Source organism: Bacillus sp. AFS017336 (assembly GCF_002555445.1).
Classification (GTDB): Bacteria; Bacillota; Bacilli; order Bacillales; family Bacillaceae_G; genus Gottfriedia.
On record NZ_NUCO01000040.1, the window covers coordinates 1 to 18,669 of the forward strand.

Here is an 18,669-nt window from a genome sequence, read left to right on the forward strand (position 1 = left end):
GTTTTGTTTAGTTTTCAAAGATCATTCCGTTGTTTTTTAACAACTTAATTAGTTTAACATTATCGACAAAATCTGTCAAATGTTTTTTTGTTTTTTTTGTTATCGCCATCAGCGACGTATATAAATATAACATCCCCTTCAAAAATGGTCAATACTTTTTTTAAAACTTTTTTCTATATTTTTTAAACTAAATAAATACCTATAACACTCAAAGCTACAATACCAGGTACACCGACAATACTTAAGAACGCACAAGTAACTGAATTAATTGGAATATGAAAATTATTAGTAGCTAATGCGTAGTTTAAAATAAAGACGATCATGACGCACACGATGCCTCTTAATACATATTTGCTTATCTTTTTTAATGCTTTAACTGGTAGTCCTACTAAGAATAAAAATAAAATAACAAATAAACCAACTGATATCATAATAATACTGTTCACAAAAAACTCCTCCTCATATAACTTGTACACCTTGTAATAAAATTGTATGAGCATAATCTAAAATCAATGACAAAAAAAAGAGACCATTGTTTAACAATAGCCTCTCTTAACTACTTCATTCTTGTTATTAATACATTTCTTGCCTTCGCTTCTTTTAATAAGAAGAAATATTTAGCCTGATAAATCTTAATATGGATTAATAGATCGTCTGGAGGATCCACACTTCTTTCCATTAATTCCACTTGACTTAAATAAGTGTCTTTGTAGTTGTGCAATTTATCTACTAACTTTTCATCAAATTCTTTTCGAAGCTTTCCGTTTTTTTTACGAAAAAAACCCATGGTCTCTCTCCATTATTCAATTTCTAAATTTCTCGTCTACCTTCTAGAGCTTTTGAGAGTGTAACTTCATCTGCATATTCTAAGTCTCCACCTACCGGTAAACCGTGTGCGATTCGAGTAATTTTGATACCCGTAGATTTTAATAGCCTAGAAATATACATAGCAGTCGCTTCTCCCTCAATATTCGGGTTGGTAGCTAAAATAATTTCCTGAACTACATCATCTTTTAATCTGCTTAATAGTTCCATGATCTTAATATCTTCTGGTCCTACTCCCTCCATAGGAGAAATCGCTCCATGAAGTACATGGTATAAACCTTGGTATTCTCTCATCTTTTCCATGGCAATAACATCCTTAGTATCCTGAACTACACAAATTGTCGAGCGATCTCTATGCTGATCACCACAAATATAACAAGGATCTTGGTCAGTAATATGGCCACATTCGGAACAATATAATAACTTTCTTTTTGCATCAATCATAGATTTCGCAAAATCTAATACGTCATCTTGTTTCATATCTAACATAAAAAACGCCAGACGAACGGCCGTTTTGGGACCAACCCCTGGCAATTTCATAAAACTATCTATTAATTTGGATATCGGTTCAGGATAATGCATCTGTCTTATCCTCTAAAATAATCCTGGAATATTCATTCCTTTAGTAAATTGCCCCATCGTTTTAGCCGTTTCATCTTCAATTTGTTTAAGAGCATCATTAGTTGCAGCTAAAACTAAATCTTGAAGCATTTCGATATCTTCTGGATCTACTACTTCTTCTTTAATATTCACTTCTACAATTTGTTTTAATCCGTTAGCTGTAACAGTTACCATTCCGCCACCAGCAGTCCCAACAAATGTACGCTCATTTAATTCGTTTTGAGCTTGTTCCATTTGTTTTTGCATTTTTTGCATTTGTTTCATCATATTATTCATATTACCCATTCCGCCACGCATCATTTTCATTTCCTCCAATATATAGTTATTCTTTAATAATTACCAAATCTTCACCAACAAGATTTATTGCTTCTTGTACAATTGGCGAAACTTCTGATTTAGGAGTTTCTTGTTGTTTTGTTGTATTTAAAAATGAATCCCTAGTCGATCTCCAATCTTCCTCGGGAATTGCTAACATACTCATTTCTGCACCTAATATACTAGATAAGGTTTGGTTAATTGTAGTTAAGTGTTCTTGCTCTCCATTATTATTAATTAAATCACATATTGTTTCTGATTTAAAAGCAACAATACATTGTTCAGAAGAAGCAGCTACAACTTCACCATACGATACTAAGGTCGCAGTGGAAACTTTATTTTGTTGTCTTAATTGATCTTGCAGCGATGACCAAATAGCCAAAACTTTATTTTTTTCTGGTTTAGAAGCCGCTCTTAATACACCTTGTACTAAGCTACTAGGTATTTTTGAACGACTAGCAGTTGATTTTGGTCTTGCATTAGCTGAAGGCTCACCTGCCCCACTAACTGTAATCCCATTTTCTTTTAAGTATTTTACTTCTTTTTCAAGGGCATTGATTTTATTAATTAAAGGCGTCAGCTCATCTTGTTTTTTTCCAATACTGCTGACAGAAGCTTTTTGACAAAGCTGCACAATAGCCACTTCAAGTAAAACTCTCGGATGATTAGTCCACTTCATTTCTTGCTGACTTTTACTAAGTGAAGCAATAATTTGATAGATCAATTCATCATTATATGCATCACAAATCTCTTTAAATTGCTCACTCACTGTTGCTCTCTCAAGTAACTCTACAGTATTTGGTGAGTGCCTATATAATAGAATATCTCGATAATAAACTGTTAAATCTTCAATAAACCGAACCGGGTCTTTCCCTTGATTTAATAACTCTTCGATATTTGTCAAACAAACTGAAACATTACCTTCTATTATTGCTGAAACAACGGATAATAAACGTTCCTGAGCCACTGTGCCAGTTACAGCTAAAACATCATTTAACGATATCGATTCATCGCTATACGATATAGCTTGGTCCAGAATACTAAGTGCATCCCTCATTCCGCCTTCCGCTGCACGCGATAACATCATTAAGGCTTCCGGATCGATCACTGTTTGCTGATGATTCAGTACAACAGTTAGTCTCTCCGAAATCGTTTGTGCGCTTATCTTATGAAAATCAAAACGTTGACATCTCGAAAGAATTGTCAAAGGTATTTTATGTGGTTCAGTAGTAGCCAATATAAAAATAACGTGACTCGGAGGCTCTTCTAATGTTTTTAATAATGCATTGAAAGCCCCTATGGATAACATATGGACCTCATCTATTATGTACACTTTAAATTTCCCTACAGAAGGAGCATATTTTACTTTCTCTCGAATATCACGTATTTCATCTACACCATTATTTGATGCAGCATCGATTTCAATTACATCTGAAATTGATCCATCAGTAATTCCTTTACAAATAGCACACTCATTACAAGGTTCATTAGTAGGAGCGTGTTCACAATTTAAAGCTTTTGCAAAAATTTTAGCCGTACTTGTTTTACCCGTTCCACGAGGACCAGTAAACAGATAAGCATGAGACACTTTTTGCTGAAGAAGGGAGTTTTGTAACGTTCGTATAATATGGTCTTGCCCCACAACATCTTTGAATTGTTGCGGTCTCCACAAACGATATAATGCCTGATAAGTCAATTGGTTTCCTCCTTCTTACAAAGTCATCATTATTATACCCTATGTAATGATTTGATGGAAAATATTTTAAAGAAAACAAAAAAACTCACTCAAGTATTGAGTGAGTTTTTATAAAGTTACTGCCGTGCACCACTCTTCGATGCACTACCCCAGGCGTTACTTAAACAGTTAGCTCGGCCCAGGCACCCCTACGGCACACGAGATGGCTCACTTATTGCTGCTTCCTTCCGGACCTGACAAGGTTCATGAGTTCTCGTTGCGTAGGACCCAGACGTCAACACCACTTATTTAAGGCAGACCCTAAAATAGATACACCTCGGAGTGGAATTCAGTCTCGCTAGAGCGGATTGCGAGTACAGGGCACCGCTACCTCCCCACCTAGCACGGCAAAGTTACAACCTAATTTAAACCGCTGTTTGAAGCGGTAGTTAAAGTATATACGAACCTAAATAAAAAATCAATCCTTGTCCTCAGGAAGGCAAATTTTTCTTTCTCAAACGCAGTTCCCTAAAGAAATCCGTTAATAATTTTCCACATTCTTCTTCTAATATTCCTGAAACGACTTCACAACGATGATTAAATCGATCCTCTTGTAAAAGATTATAAATTGATCCTCCACACCCTGCCTTTGGATCTCTCGCACCATAAACTACTCTCGGAATCCTAGATTGAATAATAGCTCCTGCGCACATTGGACATGGCTCCAACGTTACATAAAGGATCGTTTCCTCTAATCTCCAAGATTCAATTACTTTACACGCTTCCTCAATTGCGCTTATTTCTGCATGACCTAAAGCGGTTTGTTTCGTTTCACGTAAATTATATCCTCTTGCAATAACCTGATCATTATGAACCAATACTGCGCCAATAGGTACTTCACCTAATTGCTCTGCTTTTAACGCTTCATCTATAGCTAACTTCATATAAAACTCATCTTTATTCAAACTTTACACCTCTTTATTTCTCTATGTAACAAATATTCTTTATGCGAGTAGATAAACTAATTATAGATTGGAGTGAAGTCGATTGAATTCTTCAAATCAAAAAAACAAACAACTACCTGCACTATTAATTGTCGATTTAATCAACTCATTTACTTTTAAACACGGAAGTATCCTTTTAGAAAAATCGTTACATATGATCCCAAAGATCAATTACTTAAGAGAACTTTTTAAAAATAAAAAACTTCCTATTGTATATGTTAATGACTATTACAAAATCGAAAATCCTACTCCTGAAAAGCTTATTAAGTATTGTATAAATCCTTTAAGTTACGACCTAATAAGTCATATAAAGCCAAGTGACGAAGATTACTTCATCTTCAAACCAAACTATTCAGGCTTTTATTTAACAAAACTTGAAGATTTACTAAATGAATTAAAAGTCACTCATTTAGTTATTGTAGGCGTTGCTGGTAATCGTTGTGTACTTTTTACGGCTAACGACGCATTTATGCGGAATTATAACTTAATTATACCTCAAGATGCAATTTCCTCAGTTACTGATTACGATGAATCGGTTACTATTTACATGATGAAGGACATTTTAAATGCCACAATTATTCTTTCGCAGGAAATAGAAGGAGTCCTGGATCATTTAAAGGACAATAAATTGTAGCTAATTGGAAATTTTTTAAAATGGTATTCGCTCTGACTTCAGTATGTTAAAATAGTTTCTGTATGTTTTTTGAGTATGATACGGAATTTGACTAGTTAGGAGGACAAGAGATGATACATGTACCTTTTATAACTGTAGAAGGGCCTATAGGTGTCGGAAAAACATCTCTATCCAAAGCGATCTCTGAGCATTTTCATTATGAACTATTAAAAGAAATTGTAGATGAAAATCCTTTTTTGGGTAAGTTTTATACGGACATTGAAGAGTGGAGTTTCCAAACGGAAATGTTTTTCCTTTGTAATCGATTTAAGCAATTAGAAGATATAGACCGAATTTTTCTTAAAAAATCGATTCCAGTTGTTGCAGACTACCACATCCTTAAAAATTTAATTTTTGCTAGCAGAACATTAAAAGACCAGCAGCACGAAAAATATTTAAAAATATATCAAATATTAACTGAAGATATGCCAAAACCGAATGTCGTTATTTACTTAACTGCCAGTCTTGAGACACTGCAAAAGCGCATTGAACTTCGAGGTAGAGAATTTGAACAATTAATCGAAGACAAATACTTAATTCAGTTAATAGAGGATTATGAAATACACATAAATGAATTTCAAGCTAATCATCCTGAGATTCCCGTACTAAAATTTGATGGTGATCAAATAGACTTCGTTAATAATCCAAGAGATTTGACGATGATACTTGAATCGTTAGAAAACACCTTACAAAAGGAGCTAAGAAGTATATGAATTTGCGTGAAAAATACGGAATACGAAATGATGCAGTTATTACAATTGCCGGAACAGTAGGTGTAGGAAAATCTACAATGACAAATGCACTTGCAGATGCCTTAAACTTTCGTACCTCATTTGAAAAGGTAGACACAAACCCCTACTTAGATAAGTTTTATCAAGATTTTGCTCGTTGGAGCTTCCATTTACAAATATACTTCTTAGCAGAGAGATTCAAGGAACAAAAAAGAATGTTTGAATACGGTGGTGGATTTATTCAAGATCGTTCAATCTACGAAGATACTGGAATCTTTGCAAAGATGCATTACGAAAAAGGAACAATGAGCGAAGTAGATTACGAAACATATACTAGTCTATTTGACGCGATGGTTATGTCACCATACTTCCCAGCTCCTGATTTATTAATTTATTTAGAAGGAACTTTTGATGAAGTGGTAGAGAGAATTAAAGAGCGTGGACGTCCAATGGAGCAACAAACTCCAATAGAATATTGGAAAGAAATGAATTCCCGTTATGAAAATTGGATTAATAACTTTAACGCTTGCCCTGTACTTCGTTTAAGTATTAGCGAATATGATTTAATTAAAAATGAATCTTCAGTAGAAGAGATCATTAAGAAGATTGGTAATGTACTAAGTCATTCACAAAAATATATGAAATCTAGATCATAACGAATGGCTTTGTTTAGACTTCAAGTCTAATTTGAAAGACCATTCTATATAAGTAAAAGCTGCGAATTCATTAATTCGCAGCTTTTTTGTTTCTCTCGATTAAATTTCAAAGTAAATAAACGAAAAACTCGTTACAATAAATGTAACGAGCTGACAATCTCCAATATATATGCACTCTGTTAATTTTAAAAAATGGAGGAGTAAGAGGGATTCGAACCCCCGCGGGCTGTTACACCCCTGTCGGTTTTCAAGACCGATCCCTTCAGCCAGACTTGGGTATTACTCCGTATTGACAAGATTTATAATAACATATGGAAAATATATGGTCAAGCATTCTTGTAAACTTTTTTTGAAAAACTTAAAACATCTTTCAAATTATAATATGGCCACAATTGATATGGCATATGCACCCTAATAAGCAGAAGTAATATACAGATATTTTATTAGTATTTATAATGGTACTAAAATTAATTTCATATGAACTATTTAAGGAGAAAGATATGTTTGAACTAATTCCTCTAATGTTAGAACGGGTCGGTATTTTAGTTATACTAGCCTTCCTACTTTCAAGAATGAAGTCCTTTCGGCAAATTATTCAAAATGAGCATTCCTTTAATGCAAAGATGATCTTAATCATTATATTTGGTGCTTTCGGTATAATTAGCAATTATACCGGGGTCCACATTTACAATGAATCTGTTAATTCATTGTCATGGCATTTTAGTGTAGCAAGCGATAATGCAATTGCAAATACAAGAATTATGGGTGTAGCAATTGGTGGATTACTCGGCGGACCTTTTGTTGGTTTCGGAGTAGGTTTAATCGCAGGTCTACATCGTCTATCGCTGGGAGGTTTTACAGCTTATGCCTGTGCTATTTCTACAGTAGTCGCAGGAATTGTTACTGGAATGCTTAGAAATCAATTCGGTATACAAAGAAATAAATCACCTTGGATTGTCGTATCAATTGGAATCATTATGGAATGTGTTCAAATGGGGATTATTCTTTTAATTGCAAAACCATTCGGATCCGCTCTTCACCTCGTAGAAGTTATTGCACTTCCAATGATCCTAATCAACGGCTTTGGTACACTAATTTTTATTTTAATCATCCATAATATTTTACAAGAAGAAGAAAAAACGAGGGCACTTCAAACAAATAAAGCACTTTATATCGCTCAGCAAACTCTACCTTTTTTTAGGCAAGGTCTTACTCCACATTCTTGTAGTGAAGCAGCAAGCATTATTTATAAACTAACAAAAGCTGATGCAATTTCGATTACCGATCACTATAGGGTGCTCGCCCATGTCGGTGCAGGTTCGGATCATCATGAACCAATGCATAGTCTGGCTACAAAACTGACAAAGAATGTTTTAGAGGATGGTAAAATTATCACTGCTACTTCGAAGGATGAGATTCAATGCTCCCATAGTGATTGCCCATTAAGAGCAGCTATTGTCCTTCCGTTAAAAGCATTAAATAAAACAGTTGGTTCCTTAAAGTTATATTACACAGATTCAAATAAGTTAGGCACAGTGGAAAAAGAGCTAGCTGATGGATTATCTAAACTTTTTTCTACTCAACTAGAATTAGCAGAAGCAGAGTTTCAGCGAAAACTTGTAAAAGATGCTGAAATAAAGGCATTGCAAGCGCAGATCCACCCACACTTTTTGTTCAACTCCTTGAATACAATTTCAAGCCTAATTAGAACTGATGCTGACAAGGCTCGAAAATTATTAATTCATTTAAGTACATTTTTTCGAAATAACTTACAAGGGGCAAGGGAAACATTAGTCACCTTAGAAAAAGAATTAGAGCATGTAGAAGCGTATTTAACGATTGAACAAACAAGGTTTCCTAATAAATTCGCTGTTGAATTTCAAATAGAACCGCATTTAAAGTTAGCTCAAATTCCACCATTTACACTTCAGCCACTTATAGAGAATGCAATTCGCCATGCATTTACAAGAGAGAAACAATTAACGGTAATTGTACAAGCATACGAATACAGCAATGAAATATTTCTCATTACTGAAGATAACGGCAGAGGAATCACCCCACAGCTACTAACTACAATCGGAAACGAAACAATACAGTCCAAAGAAGGAACTGGAACTGCATTATGGAATATCAAAAAACGAATTGATGAAATTTATGGGGAAAAAGAACACTTTCAAATCCAATCGGAGCTCGGTAAGGGAACGAAAGTATCAATTAAGATCCCCTTAAGTAAAGCAGGAATGGAGGGTTAATCATGTTGAAAGCACTAATTGTTGATGACGAACCGTTGGCGAGAGATGAATTAGCTTATTTATTAAAAAGAAGCAAGGAAGTCGAGATTATTGGTGAAGCAGATTCTATCAAAAGTTCAATGAATTTCATTCAATCGTATGAGGTTGATGTTATATTTTTAGATATTCAGCTAGCAGATGAAAGTGGTTTAGATTTAGCTCGTAAATTACAGAATCTTAGTCACCATCCTGCAGTCGTGTTTGCAACGGCTTTTGACGAATATGCTTTACATGCATTCGAGTTACAAGCTGTTGATTATATTTTAAAACCATTCGATGAGTCAAGAATTCAAAAGACTATTGAAAAAATTGCAAAAATGAATCTAAAAAATACGAAAACTAATACGAGAACGAACACTCCACTTTTAAGGCAAGATAAATTAGCCATTGCGGTAGACGAGCGGATTCTTTTACTTAACTTTGAAGAAATTATTTATCTATTTACTCAAGAAGGCAAAACAACTGTCGTAACAGATAAAATGACGTATCAATTAAATGAGACTTTAATAAATTTAGAGCGAAAACTCCAAAACATATCCTTCATTAGAGTACATCGGAGTTATATTGTGAATGTGAATAAGATTAATGAAATCCAACCTTGGTTTAATTCAACATATAATTTAATTATGTACGACGGTGAAAAAGTGCCAGTTAGTCGTACATATACAAAAGAACTGAAACAACTTTTTGATTTATAAGCTTGTATTTCATTTATCTTTTTATGTTACTCAACCTGTTTTTTCTGCAAATTAAATTGAAAATTCAATATTTCGGTTTTCATAAAGTAGTATTGTTTTAAAGAAGAAAACAGGGGAGGTTAATTTTAAAAATGAACGCGGTTACAATAGTTATTGCTTCTATGTGTATTTTAATGATTGCCTATCGTCTTTATGGAACATTCATGGCTGTAAAGGTACTTAAATTAAATGACGGTAAGGACTATGTTCCCACTAATAAATGGGTTACCTTTGGCCATCACTTTGCAGCAATTGCCGCGGCAGGGCCTTTGGTAGGACCTATATTAGCCGCTCAATTTGGCTATCTTCCAGGCTTGTTATGGCTTTTAATTGGTGCTGTAATTGGAGGAGCCGTCCACGATGCTGTAGTCTTGTATGCTTCAATGAGAAAGAAAGGAAAGTCATTATCAGAAGTAGCGAAAGATGAACTCGGACCCGTTGCAGGTTTCTGTACTGGACTGGCTATGCTTTTTATTATTACGATTACGATGGCTGGCCTTTCAATGGTTGTATTGCATGCACTAGAAAACAATCCTTGGGGAACCTTTGCAGTCGGGATTACAATACCTATTGCTATGGGCGTAGGACTATTCTATAAAAAAACCGGCAATTTAAAATTAGCTTCAAGCGTAGGATTTATCTTATTAATGATTGGTGTCTTTATGGGACCGACAATTCAAGAAACTGCTATTGGTGATTTTTTAACATTTGATACTAGTACATTAGCTATTATTTTACCGATCTATGCCTTTTTTGCAGCAGCATTGCCAGTTTGGCTCTTATTAGCACCACGTGATTATTTAAGTAGTTTTATGAAAATCGGTGTTTTCATCGCTTTAATCATTGGGGTTTTCATAATTAATCCTTCTATTCAATTTCCAACTGTGACGAAATTTGTTAACGGTGGTGGACCTGTGTTAGCTGGTCCAGTTTGGCCATTCATTTCGATTACAATTGCATGTGGAGCAATATCAGGGTTCCATGCATTCGTAGGTTCCGGTACTACGCCTAAGATGCTAGACCGATGGAATGATATAAAAATTGTAGGGTTTGGTGCTATGCTAGTTGAATGCTTGGTTGGGATTATGGCCTTAATTGCCGCTACTGCACTACAGCCAGCGGATTATTTTGCCATCAACTCTACTCCGGAAGTTTTTAAAACTTTAGGAATGAATGTTGTTCATCTACCGGAGCTCAGTAAAGAGATTGGATTGGGTCTAGAAGGCCGTACTGGTGGAGCAGTTACTCTAGCCGTTGGTATGACCTATATATTCACATCCATTCCATGGTTTAGTCACCTAGCTTCTTATTTTTTCCAGTTTGTTGTTATGTTCGAGGCTGTATTTATTTTAACAGCAATCGATGCTGGAACACGTGTAGCACGCTATTTAATTCAAGACTTCTTCGGTGAATTTTATAAACCATTAAAGAAAACAGATTGGCTTCCAGGTTCAGTTTTCGCAAGTGCACTAGCATGCCTCATGTGGGGATATTTATTATTCTCAGGTGACATAGGATCAATTTGGGCATTATTCGGAGTATCTAATCAATTAATGGCCTCTATTGGTTTAATTATTGGAGCAACCGTTCTTTTAAAAATTGCAGATAAGCGTTGGTATATGCTTACATGTCTAATCCCTCTTGCATATCTATTTGTCACTGTAAATTATGCAGGGTACTGGATGATCAAAAACGTCTATTTAAATCATAATGCGGCGGGTTATAGTGTTTTAAATGGAGTCTTATCAATTATAATGTTGATTTTAGGAGTGATTATATTAATAACCGCTATTAAAAAATGGATGGAATTATGGACTACACCTAATTATGAAATAGACTTAAAAACTGTCTAAATAAAAAAAGCAGATGAGTGAGATTCCTTCACATCATCTGCTTTTTCAATTATTTAATAACTTCTTTTCCACCCATATATGGACGAAGAACTTCAGGAATAATGATTGAACCGTCTTCTTGTTGGTAGTTTTCTAAGATAGCAGAAACCGTACGGCCAATCGCCAGTCCAGATCCATTTAATGTATGAACAAATTCAGGTTTTCCTTTTGGATCACGTCGGAAACGAATATTAGCTCGTCTTGCTTGGAATGCTTCAAAGTTACTGCAAGAAGAAATTTCTTTGTATGCATCATAGCTTGGTAACCAAACTTCAATATCATAAGTTTTTGCAGAAGAAAATCCGATATCCCCAGCACATAAAGTAATTACACGATATGGTAATCCCAATAGTTGAAGAACTTTTTCAGCTTGAGATGTTAATTTTTCTAACTCAATATAAGAATCTTCAGGTTTTACAAAGCGAACTAGTTCAACTTTATTAAACTGGTGCTGACGAATTAAACCTCTTGTGTCTCGTCCAGCAGAACCAGCCTCTGAACGGAAGCAAGCACTGTATGCTGTATAAGCGATTGGTAATTGCGTTGCATCAAGAATTTCATCACGGTGATAGTTTGTTACTGGTACTTCTGCTGTTGGCACTAAGAAGAAGTCTTCTTTCTCGACACGGAATGCATCTTCTTCAAATTTCGGTAACTGTCCTGTACCAATCATGCTTGCACGATTTACTAGTTGAGGTGGTAACATTTCTGTATAACCATGTTCTTCGATATGAAGGTCTAACATGAAACTGATCAGAGCACGTTCAAGTCTAGCTCCTAAGCCTTTATAAAAAGTAAATCGGCTACCAGTAACTTTAGCACCACGTTCGAAATCTAAAATATCTAGATCAACACCTAAATCCCAGTGTGCCTTTGGCTCGAATTCAAATTTACGAACTTCACCTATTCTACGAATTTCAACATTATCGTCTTCAGTTAATCCAACTGGCACTGAATCACTAACTAAGTTAGGAATCGTAAATAGAATTGCATCTAATTGCTCTTCTAATGTTCTAATCTCTTCATCAAGAACTTTAATTTTATCTCCAACTTCTCTCATTTCAACAATTAGCGCTTCAGCGTCCTTCTTCTCACGCTTTAATACACTAATTTCTTGGCTTACTTCATTACGACGGCTTTTTAACCCTTCCACCTGAACAAGTAATTCTCTGCGGTTTAGATCTAAGTCTTCAAATTTTTCGATATAACTTATATCTCCACCACGTAACTGAAGCTTGGCTTTAACGTCTTCAAAATTGCTACGTAATAATTTAATATCTAACATATTCAATTCCTCCTATTCTTAATTGCCTAAAGGATAAAAATAAATACAAAAAAGCCCTCATCCCATAAAAGGGACGAGAGCTACCCGCGTTGCCACCCTAATTGAAGAATTAATAAATAATCCTTCCACCTTAGTATAGTTAACGGACTATAGTACCGGAGTTACTTACTAGCTATAAAGCATTCCGTAACTCGCTCAAGAATGGATTCACAAGTCTTCATTATCGGTTTACACCAGCCACCGACTCTCTAAAAATTTAGAACTTGCTACTATTTTCTTTCATCGCTTTAGACAATTTAAATTATATTATAATTTACTATAAGCTTTTACTTTTTTCAATAGTTACATACTTAAATTTGCATTTTTTTCCTTAACCATCTCTGCAAAGTAACTCATAAAACGGTAATCATTTGTTAATTCTGGATGGAAAGATGCTGCTAACATGTGATTTTGTCTAACTGCTACAATATTACCATCATGCTCTGCAATAACCTCTGCATCACCTGATACGGAGCGTATAAATGGAGCTCTGATAAATACAGCTGGATAATCTTCACATACACCTTTAATTGGGATGTTTACTTCAAAGCTATCCACTTGTCTACCGAAAGCATTACGTTCAGCTACCATATCCATAACACCTAGATGTACCGTGTCATCATTTGCAATCTCTTTCGAAAGTAAGATCATGCCCGCACATGTACCGAATGCTGGTAAACCATTTTCGATTTTCTCTTTTAAAGGTTGTAATAATCCAACATGGTCAAGTAATCTACGCATCGCAGTACTTTCTCCACCAGGTAATACAATACCATCAAGTCCATCTAAATGTTCTACACGTTTCACGATAACAGCTTCAGCACCACATGCTTTAATTGCATTTATATGTTCTTGAACTGCACCTTGTAACGCTAATACACCTATTTTCATAATTTCACCAACTTAAATGCTACGATCTTGCATACGATCAGCAGCAGCAAGTTGTCTCATGTCGATACCTTTCATAGCAGGTCCTAAGTTTTTAGAAAGGTTAGCGATTAATTCATAATCTTGATAGTGAGTAGTAGCTTGTACAATCGCACGAGCAAATTTCTCAGGGTTTTCAGATTTAAAGATACCAGAACCTACGAATACTCCGTCAGCTCCTAATTCCATCATTAAAGCTGCGTCCGCAGGTGTTGCTACTCCACCAGCTGCAAAGTTAACAACAGGTAAACGACCAAGTTCTTTAATTTGAAGTAATAATTCGAATGGAGCGCCAAGGTTTTTAGCTTCAACCATTAATTCATCACGAGATAAACCAACTACTTTACGGATTTCACCATTAATTTGGCGTAAGTGACGTACTGCTTCTACGATGTTTCCAGTACCAGGCTCACCTTTAGTACGTAACATAGACGCACCTTCACCAATACGACGAAGTGCTTCACCTAAGTTACGGCAACCACAAACGAATGGAACAGTGTAATCTGATTTGTTAATGTGGAAGATATCATCTGCAGGAGATAATACTTCACTCTCATCGATGTAATCTACTCCCATAGCTTCTAAAACGCGTGCTTCAACGATATGTCCAATACGAGCTTTAGCCATTACAGGAATACTAACTGCGTTAAGAATTTCCTCAGTAATACTTGTATCAGCCATACGAGCTACTCCACCAGCTGCACGAATATCAGATGGTACTTTTTCTAATGCCATTACTGCTACTGCACCAGCAGCTTCCGCTATTTTAGCTTGTTCAGCATTTACTACATCCATAATTACGCCGCCTTTTTGCATTTCTGCCATGCCGCGTTTTACACGTTCTGTTCCTGTTAAATTCATTGTTTTGCCCCTCCATTATTAAAGCTTACTTGGTAACATTTTAGTATTTCTTTACCCCTAGTTAAAGTTACCTTACTTTTATTTTACTGAAAAAATGACAACTTAACAATTACTGATATACTAATATAAAAATTATTTAAATAAACCACTGATACCGCCTACGATACTATCCCATAAATTACCGAAAAATGATCCAATTCCTCTAAAGGATAGAACTAACCAGTTAGCCTTATCAACACTCTTATCTGCTACTAAATCAAATGACTTATTTTTTGAAGTGATATAACCTAGGTCATCACCTTTTGAAGATTTAATTACGATTTGTCCAACTTCTGTTCCTTTTTTAATTGGAGCAATAATATTTCCATTTTTATCAATTGCCTTACCAGATAATTGGATAGTGGCTTTATAGTTTTTAGCTTCACCACGTTTTATAGCTAAAGTAATATCATCTTTTGCTACTACTTTTACTTCTTTATCTTTACCTTTAGTTACTTTAACAGTTTTATTACCTTTTATTGTTTGTCCTTTTGAAACAATTGTAGTCTTTTCAAAGTTACCGAACGCGTAATCCATTAATTTAGCAGTTTCACTAAATCGAGAGTTGTATGAATTAGCTCCCATTACAACAGTAATATAACGTTGACCATTTCTTTTTGCAGTTCCAGCGAAACAGAAACCAGCTGAATCTGTAGAACCTGTTTTTAATCCATCCATACCTGGGTAAGCAAACACTAATCCTGGTAACATCCAGTTCCAGTTATCCATTTTTACTGGATACTTTCCACCTTCTTGGAATGTTTTCTTTGGAATTGAAGAAGTTTGAAGTACTTCTGGATAAGTTTTAATTAGATTATAAGCTAATTTTGCTACACCGTTCGCTGACATAATATTTTCATCAGTTAGGGAAGTTCCTTCTGGTTGCATACCTTGTAAGTCTTTATTAACTAAACCAGTAGCATTAACGAATTTAACGTCTCCTAAGCCTAGTTGTTTTGCTTTATCGTTCATTAATTGTACGAAGTTTTTCTCAGACCCACCAATTTTTTCTGCTAGTGCAATTGTCGCACCGTTTGCAGAGTAAATAGCAGCTGCTTCGTAAAGTTCACGTACTGTATACTGTCCACCCAATTCAAGAGGCACGTTTGATAATCCTGTATTTTGAGAGATTTTATGGGCATATTCAGAAACTGTTACTTTCTCATCCCACGAAATTTTACCATTTTTAATCGCTTCATTAACCAGATATTCAGTCATCATTTTTGACATACTTGCAATCGGTAGTGGAGCATTTGAATTTTTTTCATATAATATTTTCCCTGAATTTGCATCGACTAAAATCGCAGCCTTAGCTTGAATGCCTAAAACATCTTCAGCAGCAGCAGCAGGCTTTAAATTCATAGGAATGATTATAGTTATCGCTAAAGCTATTACTATTAGTTTCGTTAGTATATTCTTTCCAAACACTGTCTTACCTCCAACCTTTAATTTAACTTGTTCATTTTAACACAATTATTTCCCAAAAAATAGGCAACTACAATTTCTTGTAATTGCCCTAAGTTTCATTGCTTTAATTATTATAATGAGTAATTTGGTGCTTCTTTTGTTATTTGAACGTCATGTGGATGACTTTCGCGTAATCCAGCACCAGACATACGAATAAACTGTGCGTTATCCCTCAAGTCATTTAATGTAGCTGTACCGCAGTAACCCATACCAGATCTAATTCCACCGATTAATTGGTGTACAGTGTCAGCTAATGGTCCTTTATAAGGAACACGACCTTCAATACCTTCAGGAACTAGTTTTTTATTACCTTCTTGGAAATAACGATCTTTACTTCCTCTTTCCATTGCGCCTACAGAACCCATACCACGGTATACTTTAAATTGTCTTCCTTGGTAGATTTCTGTTTCACCAGGACTTTCTTGTACACCGGCAAACATACTTCCTAACATAACCACATGTCCACCAGCTGCAAGAGCTTTTACGATATCTCCAGAATACTTAATACCGCCATCTGCGATTATAGGTACTCCATATTCTCTAGCAACAGAAGCACAATCATAAACTGCAGTTAGTTGAGGAACACCTACTCCAGCTACAACACGAGTAGTACAGATTGAACCAGGTCCAATACCAACTTTTACAATATCTGCACCGGCTTCAATAAGTTCCTTAGTAGCTTCACCAGTTGCTACATTTCCAGCGATTATTGCTAATTCTGGGAACTTGCTTCTAATCTCTTTTACTTTCTCAATAACACCCTTAGAATGACCATGAGCTGTATCAATTACGATCACATCAACATTAGCTTTTACTAAAAACTCAACTCGTTGAATAGCATCTTTTGTAACTCCTACTGCTGCACCTACAAGTAAGCGACCTTGTTGATCTTTTGCTGAGTTTGGAAACTCAATTACTTTCTCAATGTCCTTAATTGTGATTAGGCCTTTTAATGTGCCATCATCATTAACTAGGGGTAACTTTTCAATTTTATGTTTTTGAAGAATTTGTTCTGCTTCTGCAAGTGTTGTCCCAACAGGAGCTGTTACAAGATTTTCTTTTGTCATAACGTCTGAAATAACAATTGAGTAATCTTGAATAAAACGTAAATCACGATTTGTTAATATACCGACTAACTTTCTATTTTCTGTATCATCTACGATAGGTACACCTGAAATACGGTATTTACCCATTAAATATTCAGCGTCTGCTACTTTATGAGATGGTGTTAAGAAAAATGGATCATCAATTACGCCACTTTCAGAACGCTTTACTTTATCTACTTGCTCAGCTTGCTCTTCGATAGACATATTTTTGTGAATAATACCTAGTCCACCTTGTCTAGCCATTGCAATAGCCATTTCTGCTTCTGTAACTGTATCCATTCCTGCACTGATTAATGGAATATTCAATTGAATTTTTTCCGTTAATCTTACACTTACATCAACTTGATTTGGAAGTACTTCAGATTTCGCTGGAACTAATAAAACATCATCAAAAGTAAGTCCTTCTTTTACGAATTTTGATTCCCACATAAAAAAGCCCCCCTAATACACGTATAAATATTATTAGTAGATTAACAATAGGATAAAACACTGTCAAGGAAGTCAAATTATGTTTAAATATTCAGTTAATAAGGAGTTCCTCTCTTATGTTATATTCGTATAGTAATGTATGGGATGAGCTATGTTACTTTAGCTCAGTACAATATTCGAAAAACTATCTTCAGGCAAAGTATGAACGAACTAATTTCAAAGATCAAAAAACTAAAGCCTTTCATAATGCTTACCCTTTTTTGTATTATATTGAGCATGGGAAAAGCTATTTTCATGCAGCTCAAAACTCTCAAATTAATGTAAAGCCTACCTTGTTATTTTATGGGCTTGTACAACTATTAAAGGCTTGTGTACTAACAGTAGATCCAGAATATCCAAGTACGACCGCAATTTTAGCTCATGGTGTAACTTCAAGAAAAATAAAAAAGCTAGGGTATTCTTTTATTGATGATGAAGTTAAGATTCAAAAAAATGGACTGTTCACTCATGCTTCAAAAGCTTTATTTAATATAAGCAATTTGGAAAGCGAAAAATTTACGATGCTGCAGCTTTTACAATCTATACCAGAATTAGCCAAAATTCTCAAAATCACTAAAAAGGGTAATTTATTTCTGCCAATTACAGTGGATCATGATGAAATCACTATACCAGAGCAAATTTTATCATCGTATCATTTTACTTCAGAGCGTTTTATTTCATTTTTAAAATCAAAACATGCTTCATTAGATATTGTAATTGTTGAACAGAATCAAAAGCAAATTAAAATTAAATCAAATTTTACTGATAAAATTTTAAACAAAGCACCATTTTATTTTAATATACTAAACCAAAGTTATTTCTTAAAATCTCAAAAGGAAGCGCTTTTATTATTACCTGAAATTCTTTACCATTATTTACTTCTTTATAATTTAAGTATGATCTGTCGCTATGAGACTGATTGGTGGTGTGAGCTTTTACAAACATATTCTACTGACGATTATCCTTTAATACATCAATTTTTAGCGACCACTGAGCAAAAAATTCCTTACTTAATCCACCAATTTTTAACTACATAAACAAAAAAACATCAGCCTAA

18 protein-coding genes, 1 tRNA gene, 1 other RNA gene and 1 other annotated feature are annotated in these 18,669 nt (G+C 34.9%); of the genes, 7 read left to right on the forward strand and 13 right to left on the reverse strand.

Annotation, left to right across the window (positions count from 1 at the left end; all coding sequences use genetic code 11):
• Positions 1 to 182: 182 nt before the first annotated feature.
• The 7 genes from CN601_RS21050 to tadA all read right to left on the reverse strand — a co-directional run bounded on the left by CN601_RS21050 (position 183) and on the right by tadA (position 4,401).
• Positions 183 to 446 carry a pro-sigmaK processing inhibitor BofA family protein gene (locus CN601_RS21050; protein WP_098121365.1) on the reverse strand — a complete coding sequence of 88 codons (264 nt, stop codon included), beginning with the start codon at positions 444 to 446 and terminating at the stop codon, positions 183 to 185.
• A 110-nt stretch (positions 447 to 556) separates the two neighbouring features.
• Complete coding sequence (locus CN601_RS21055; RefSeq protein ID WP_098121366.1) at positions 557 to 787, reverse strand: YaaL family protein; 231 nt, start codon at positions 785 to 787, stop codon at positions 557 to 559.
• A 23-nt stretch (positions 788 to 810) separates the two neighbouring features.
• Positions 811 to 1,407, reverse strand: coding sequence for a recombination mediator RecR (recR, locus tag CN601_RS21060; protein ID WP_098121367.1), 597 nt, complete (start codon positions 1,405 to 1,407; stop codon positions 811 to 813).
• A gap of 12 nt (positions 1,408 to 1,419) precedes the next feature.
• On the reverse strand, positions 1,420 to 1,746 hold the full coding sequence (locus CN601_RS21065) for a YbaB/EbfC family nucleoid-associated protein (protein ID WP_098121368.1): 327 nt from the start codon (positions 1,744 to 1,746) through the stop codon (positions 1,420 to 1,422).
• A 22-nt stretch (positions 1,747 to 1,768) separates the two neighbouring features.
• Positions 1,769 to 3,457, reverse strand: a complete 1,689-nt coding sequence (gene dnaX / locus CN601_RS21070; protein ID WP_098172251.1) for a DNA polymerase III subunit gamma/tau — start codon at positions 3,455 to 3,457, stop codon at positions 1,769 to 1,771.
• Between the two features lie 122 nt (positions 3,458 to 3,579).
• Positions 3,580 to 3,844, reverse strand: an RNA gene (gene ffs, locus CN601_RS21075) — signal recognition particle sRNA large type.
• Positions 3,845 to 3,927: 83 nt separating this feature from the next.
• The gene (gene tadA / locus CN601_RS21080; protein ID WP_098172252.1) at positions 3,928 to 4,401 is read right to left on the reverse strand and encodes a tRNA adenosine(34) deaminase TadA; all 474 of its coding nucleotides are present in this window, start codon (positions 4,399 to 4,401) and stop codon (positions 3,928 to 3,930) included.
• 82 nt (positions 4,402 to 4,483) lie between these two features.
• On the opposite strand from tadA, the gene CN601_RS21085 reads away from it, so the two are divergent.
• The 3 genes from CN601_RS21085 (at position 4,484) to CN601_RS21095 (ending at position 6,500) form a co-directional block, all read left to right on the forward strand.
• Positions 4,484 to 5,074, forward strand: coding sequence for a cysteine hydrolase family protein (locus tag CN601_RS21085; protein WP_098172253.1), 591 nt, complete (start codon positions 4,484 to 4,486; stop codon positions 5,072 to 5,074).
• A 110-nt stretch (positions 5,075 to 5,184) separates the two neighbouring features.
• A complete protein-coding gene (locus tag CN601_RS21090) occupies positions 5,185 to 5,826 on the forward strand; it encodes a deoxynucleoside kinase (protein WP_098121372.1) in 642 nt (213 codons plus the stop codon).
• Entirely contained in the window at positions 5,823 to 6,500 is a 678-nt protein-coding gene (locus CN601_RS21095) for a deoxynucleoside kinase (protein WP_098121373.1), read from the forward strand. The genes CN601_RS21090 and CN601_RS21095 overlap by 4 nt, the downstream gene beginning before the upstream one ends.
• A 193-nt stretch (positions 6,501 to 6,693) precedes the next feature.
• On the opposite strand, the gene CN601_RS21100 is transcribed toward CN601_RS21095, so the two are convergent.
• A tRNA-Ser gene (locus CN601_RS21100) sits at positions 6,694 to 6,786 on the reverse strand.
• A 214-nt stretch (positions 6,787 to 7,000) separates the two neighbouring features.
• On the opposite strand from CN601_RS21100, the gene CN601_RS21105 reads away from it, so the two are divergent.
• The 3 genes from CN601_RS21105 to cstA all read left to right on the forward strand — a co-directional run bounded on the left by CN601_RS21105 (position 7,001) and on the right by cstA (position 11,381).
• A complete protein-coding gene (locus CN601_RS21105; protein WP_098172254.1) occupies positions 7,001 to 8,752 on the forward strand; it encodes a sensor histidine kinase in 1,752 nt (583 codons plus the stop codon).
• A 2-nt stretch (positions 8,753 to 8,754) separates the two neighbouring features.
• A complete protein-coding gene (locus tag CN601_RS21110) occupies positions 8,755 to 9,489 on the forward strand; it encodes a LytR/AlgR family response regulator transcription factor (protein WP_098172255.1) in 735 nt (244 codons plus the stop codon).
• Between the two features lie 131 nt (positions 9,490 to 9,620).
• On the forward strand, positions 9,621 to 11,381 hold the full coding sequence (gene cstA, locus CN601_RS21115; protein ID WP_098172256.1) for a carbon starvation protein CstA: 1,761 nt from the start codon (positions 9,621 to 9,623) through the stop codon (positions 11,379 to 11,381).
• A 49-nt stretch (positions 11,382 to 11,430) separates the two neighbouring features.
• Here cstA and serS read toward each other — a convergent pair whose 3' ends face one another.
• From serS to guaB, 5 genes are all read right to left on the reverse strand, one after another.
• On the reverse strand, positions 11,431 to 12,705 hold the full coding sequence (gene serS / locus CN601_RS21120) for a serine--tRNA ligase (RefSeq protein WP_098121377.1): 1,275 nt from the start codon (positions 12,703 to 12,705) through the stop codon (positions 11,431 to 11,433).
• A gap of 66 nt (positions 12,706 to 12,771) precedes the next feature.
• Positions 12,772 to 12,997 (reverse strand) — a binding site (T-box leader).
• Between the two features lie 50 nt (positions 12,998 to 13,047).
• Positions 13,048 to 13,638 carry a pyridoxal 5'-phosphate synthase glutaminase subunit PdxT gene (pdxT, locus tag CN601_RS21125; protein ID WP_098121378.1) on the reverse strand — a complete coding sequence of 197 codons (591 nt, stop codon included), beginning with the start codon at positions 13,636 to 13,638 and terminating at the stop codon, positions 13,048 to 13,050.
• 9 nt (positions 13,639 to 13,647) lie between these two features.
• Positions 13,648 to 14,532 (reverse strand): pyridoxal 5'-phosphate synthase lyase subunit PdxS, encoded by an 885-nt coding sequence (gene pdxS / locus CN601_RS21130; RefSeq protein ID WP_056471238.1) that lies wholly within the window; start codon positions 14,530 to 14,532, stop codon positions 13,648 to 13,650.
• Between the two features lie 132 nt (positions 14,533 to 14,664).
• Positions 14,665 to 15,999 (reverse strand): D-alanyl-D-alanine carboxypeptidase family protein, encoded by a 1,335-nt coding sequence (locus CN601_RS21135; RefSeq protein WP_257131777.1) that lies wholly within the window; start codon positions 15,997 to 15,999, stop codon positions 14,665 to 14,667.
• Between the two features lie 110 nt (positions 16,000 to 16,109).
• On the reverse strand, positions 16,110 to 17,573 hold the full coding sequence (guaB, locus tag CN601_RS21140; RefSeq protein WP_098121379.1) for an IMP dehydrogenase: 1,464 nt from the start codon (positions 17,571 to 17,573) through the stop codon (positions 16,110 to 16,112).
• A 116-nt stretch (positions 17,574 to 17,689) separates the two neighbouring features.
• Here guaB and CN601_RS21145 point away from each other — a divergent pair, with 116 nt between their 5' ends.
• Positions 17,690 to 18,649, forward strand: a complete 960-nt coding sequence (locus CN601_RS21145; protein ID WP_098172257.1) for a YaaC family protein — start codon at positions 17,690 to 17,692, stop codon at positions 18,647 to 18,649.
• The last annotated feature ends 20 nt before the right edge of the window (positions 18,650 to 18,669 follow it).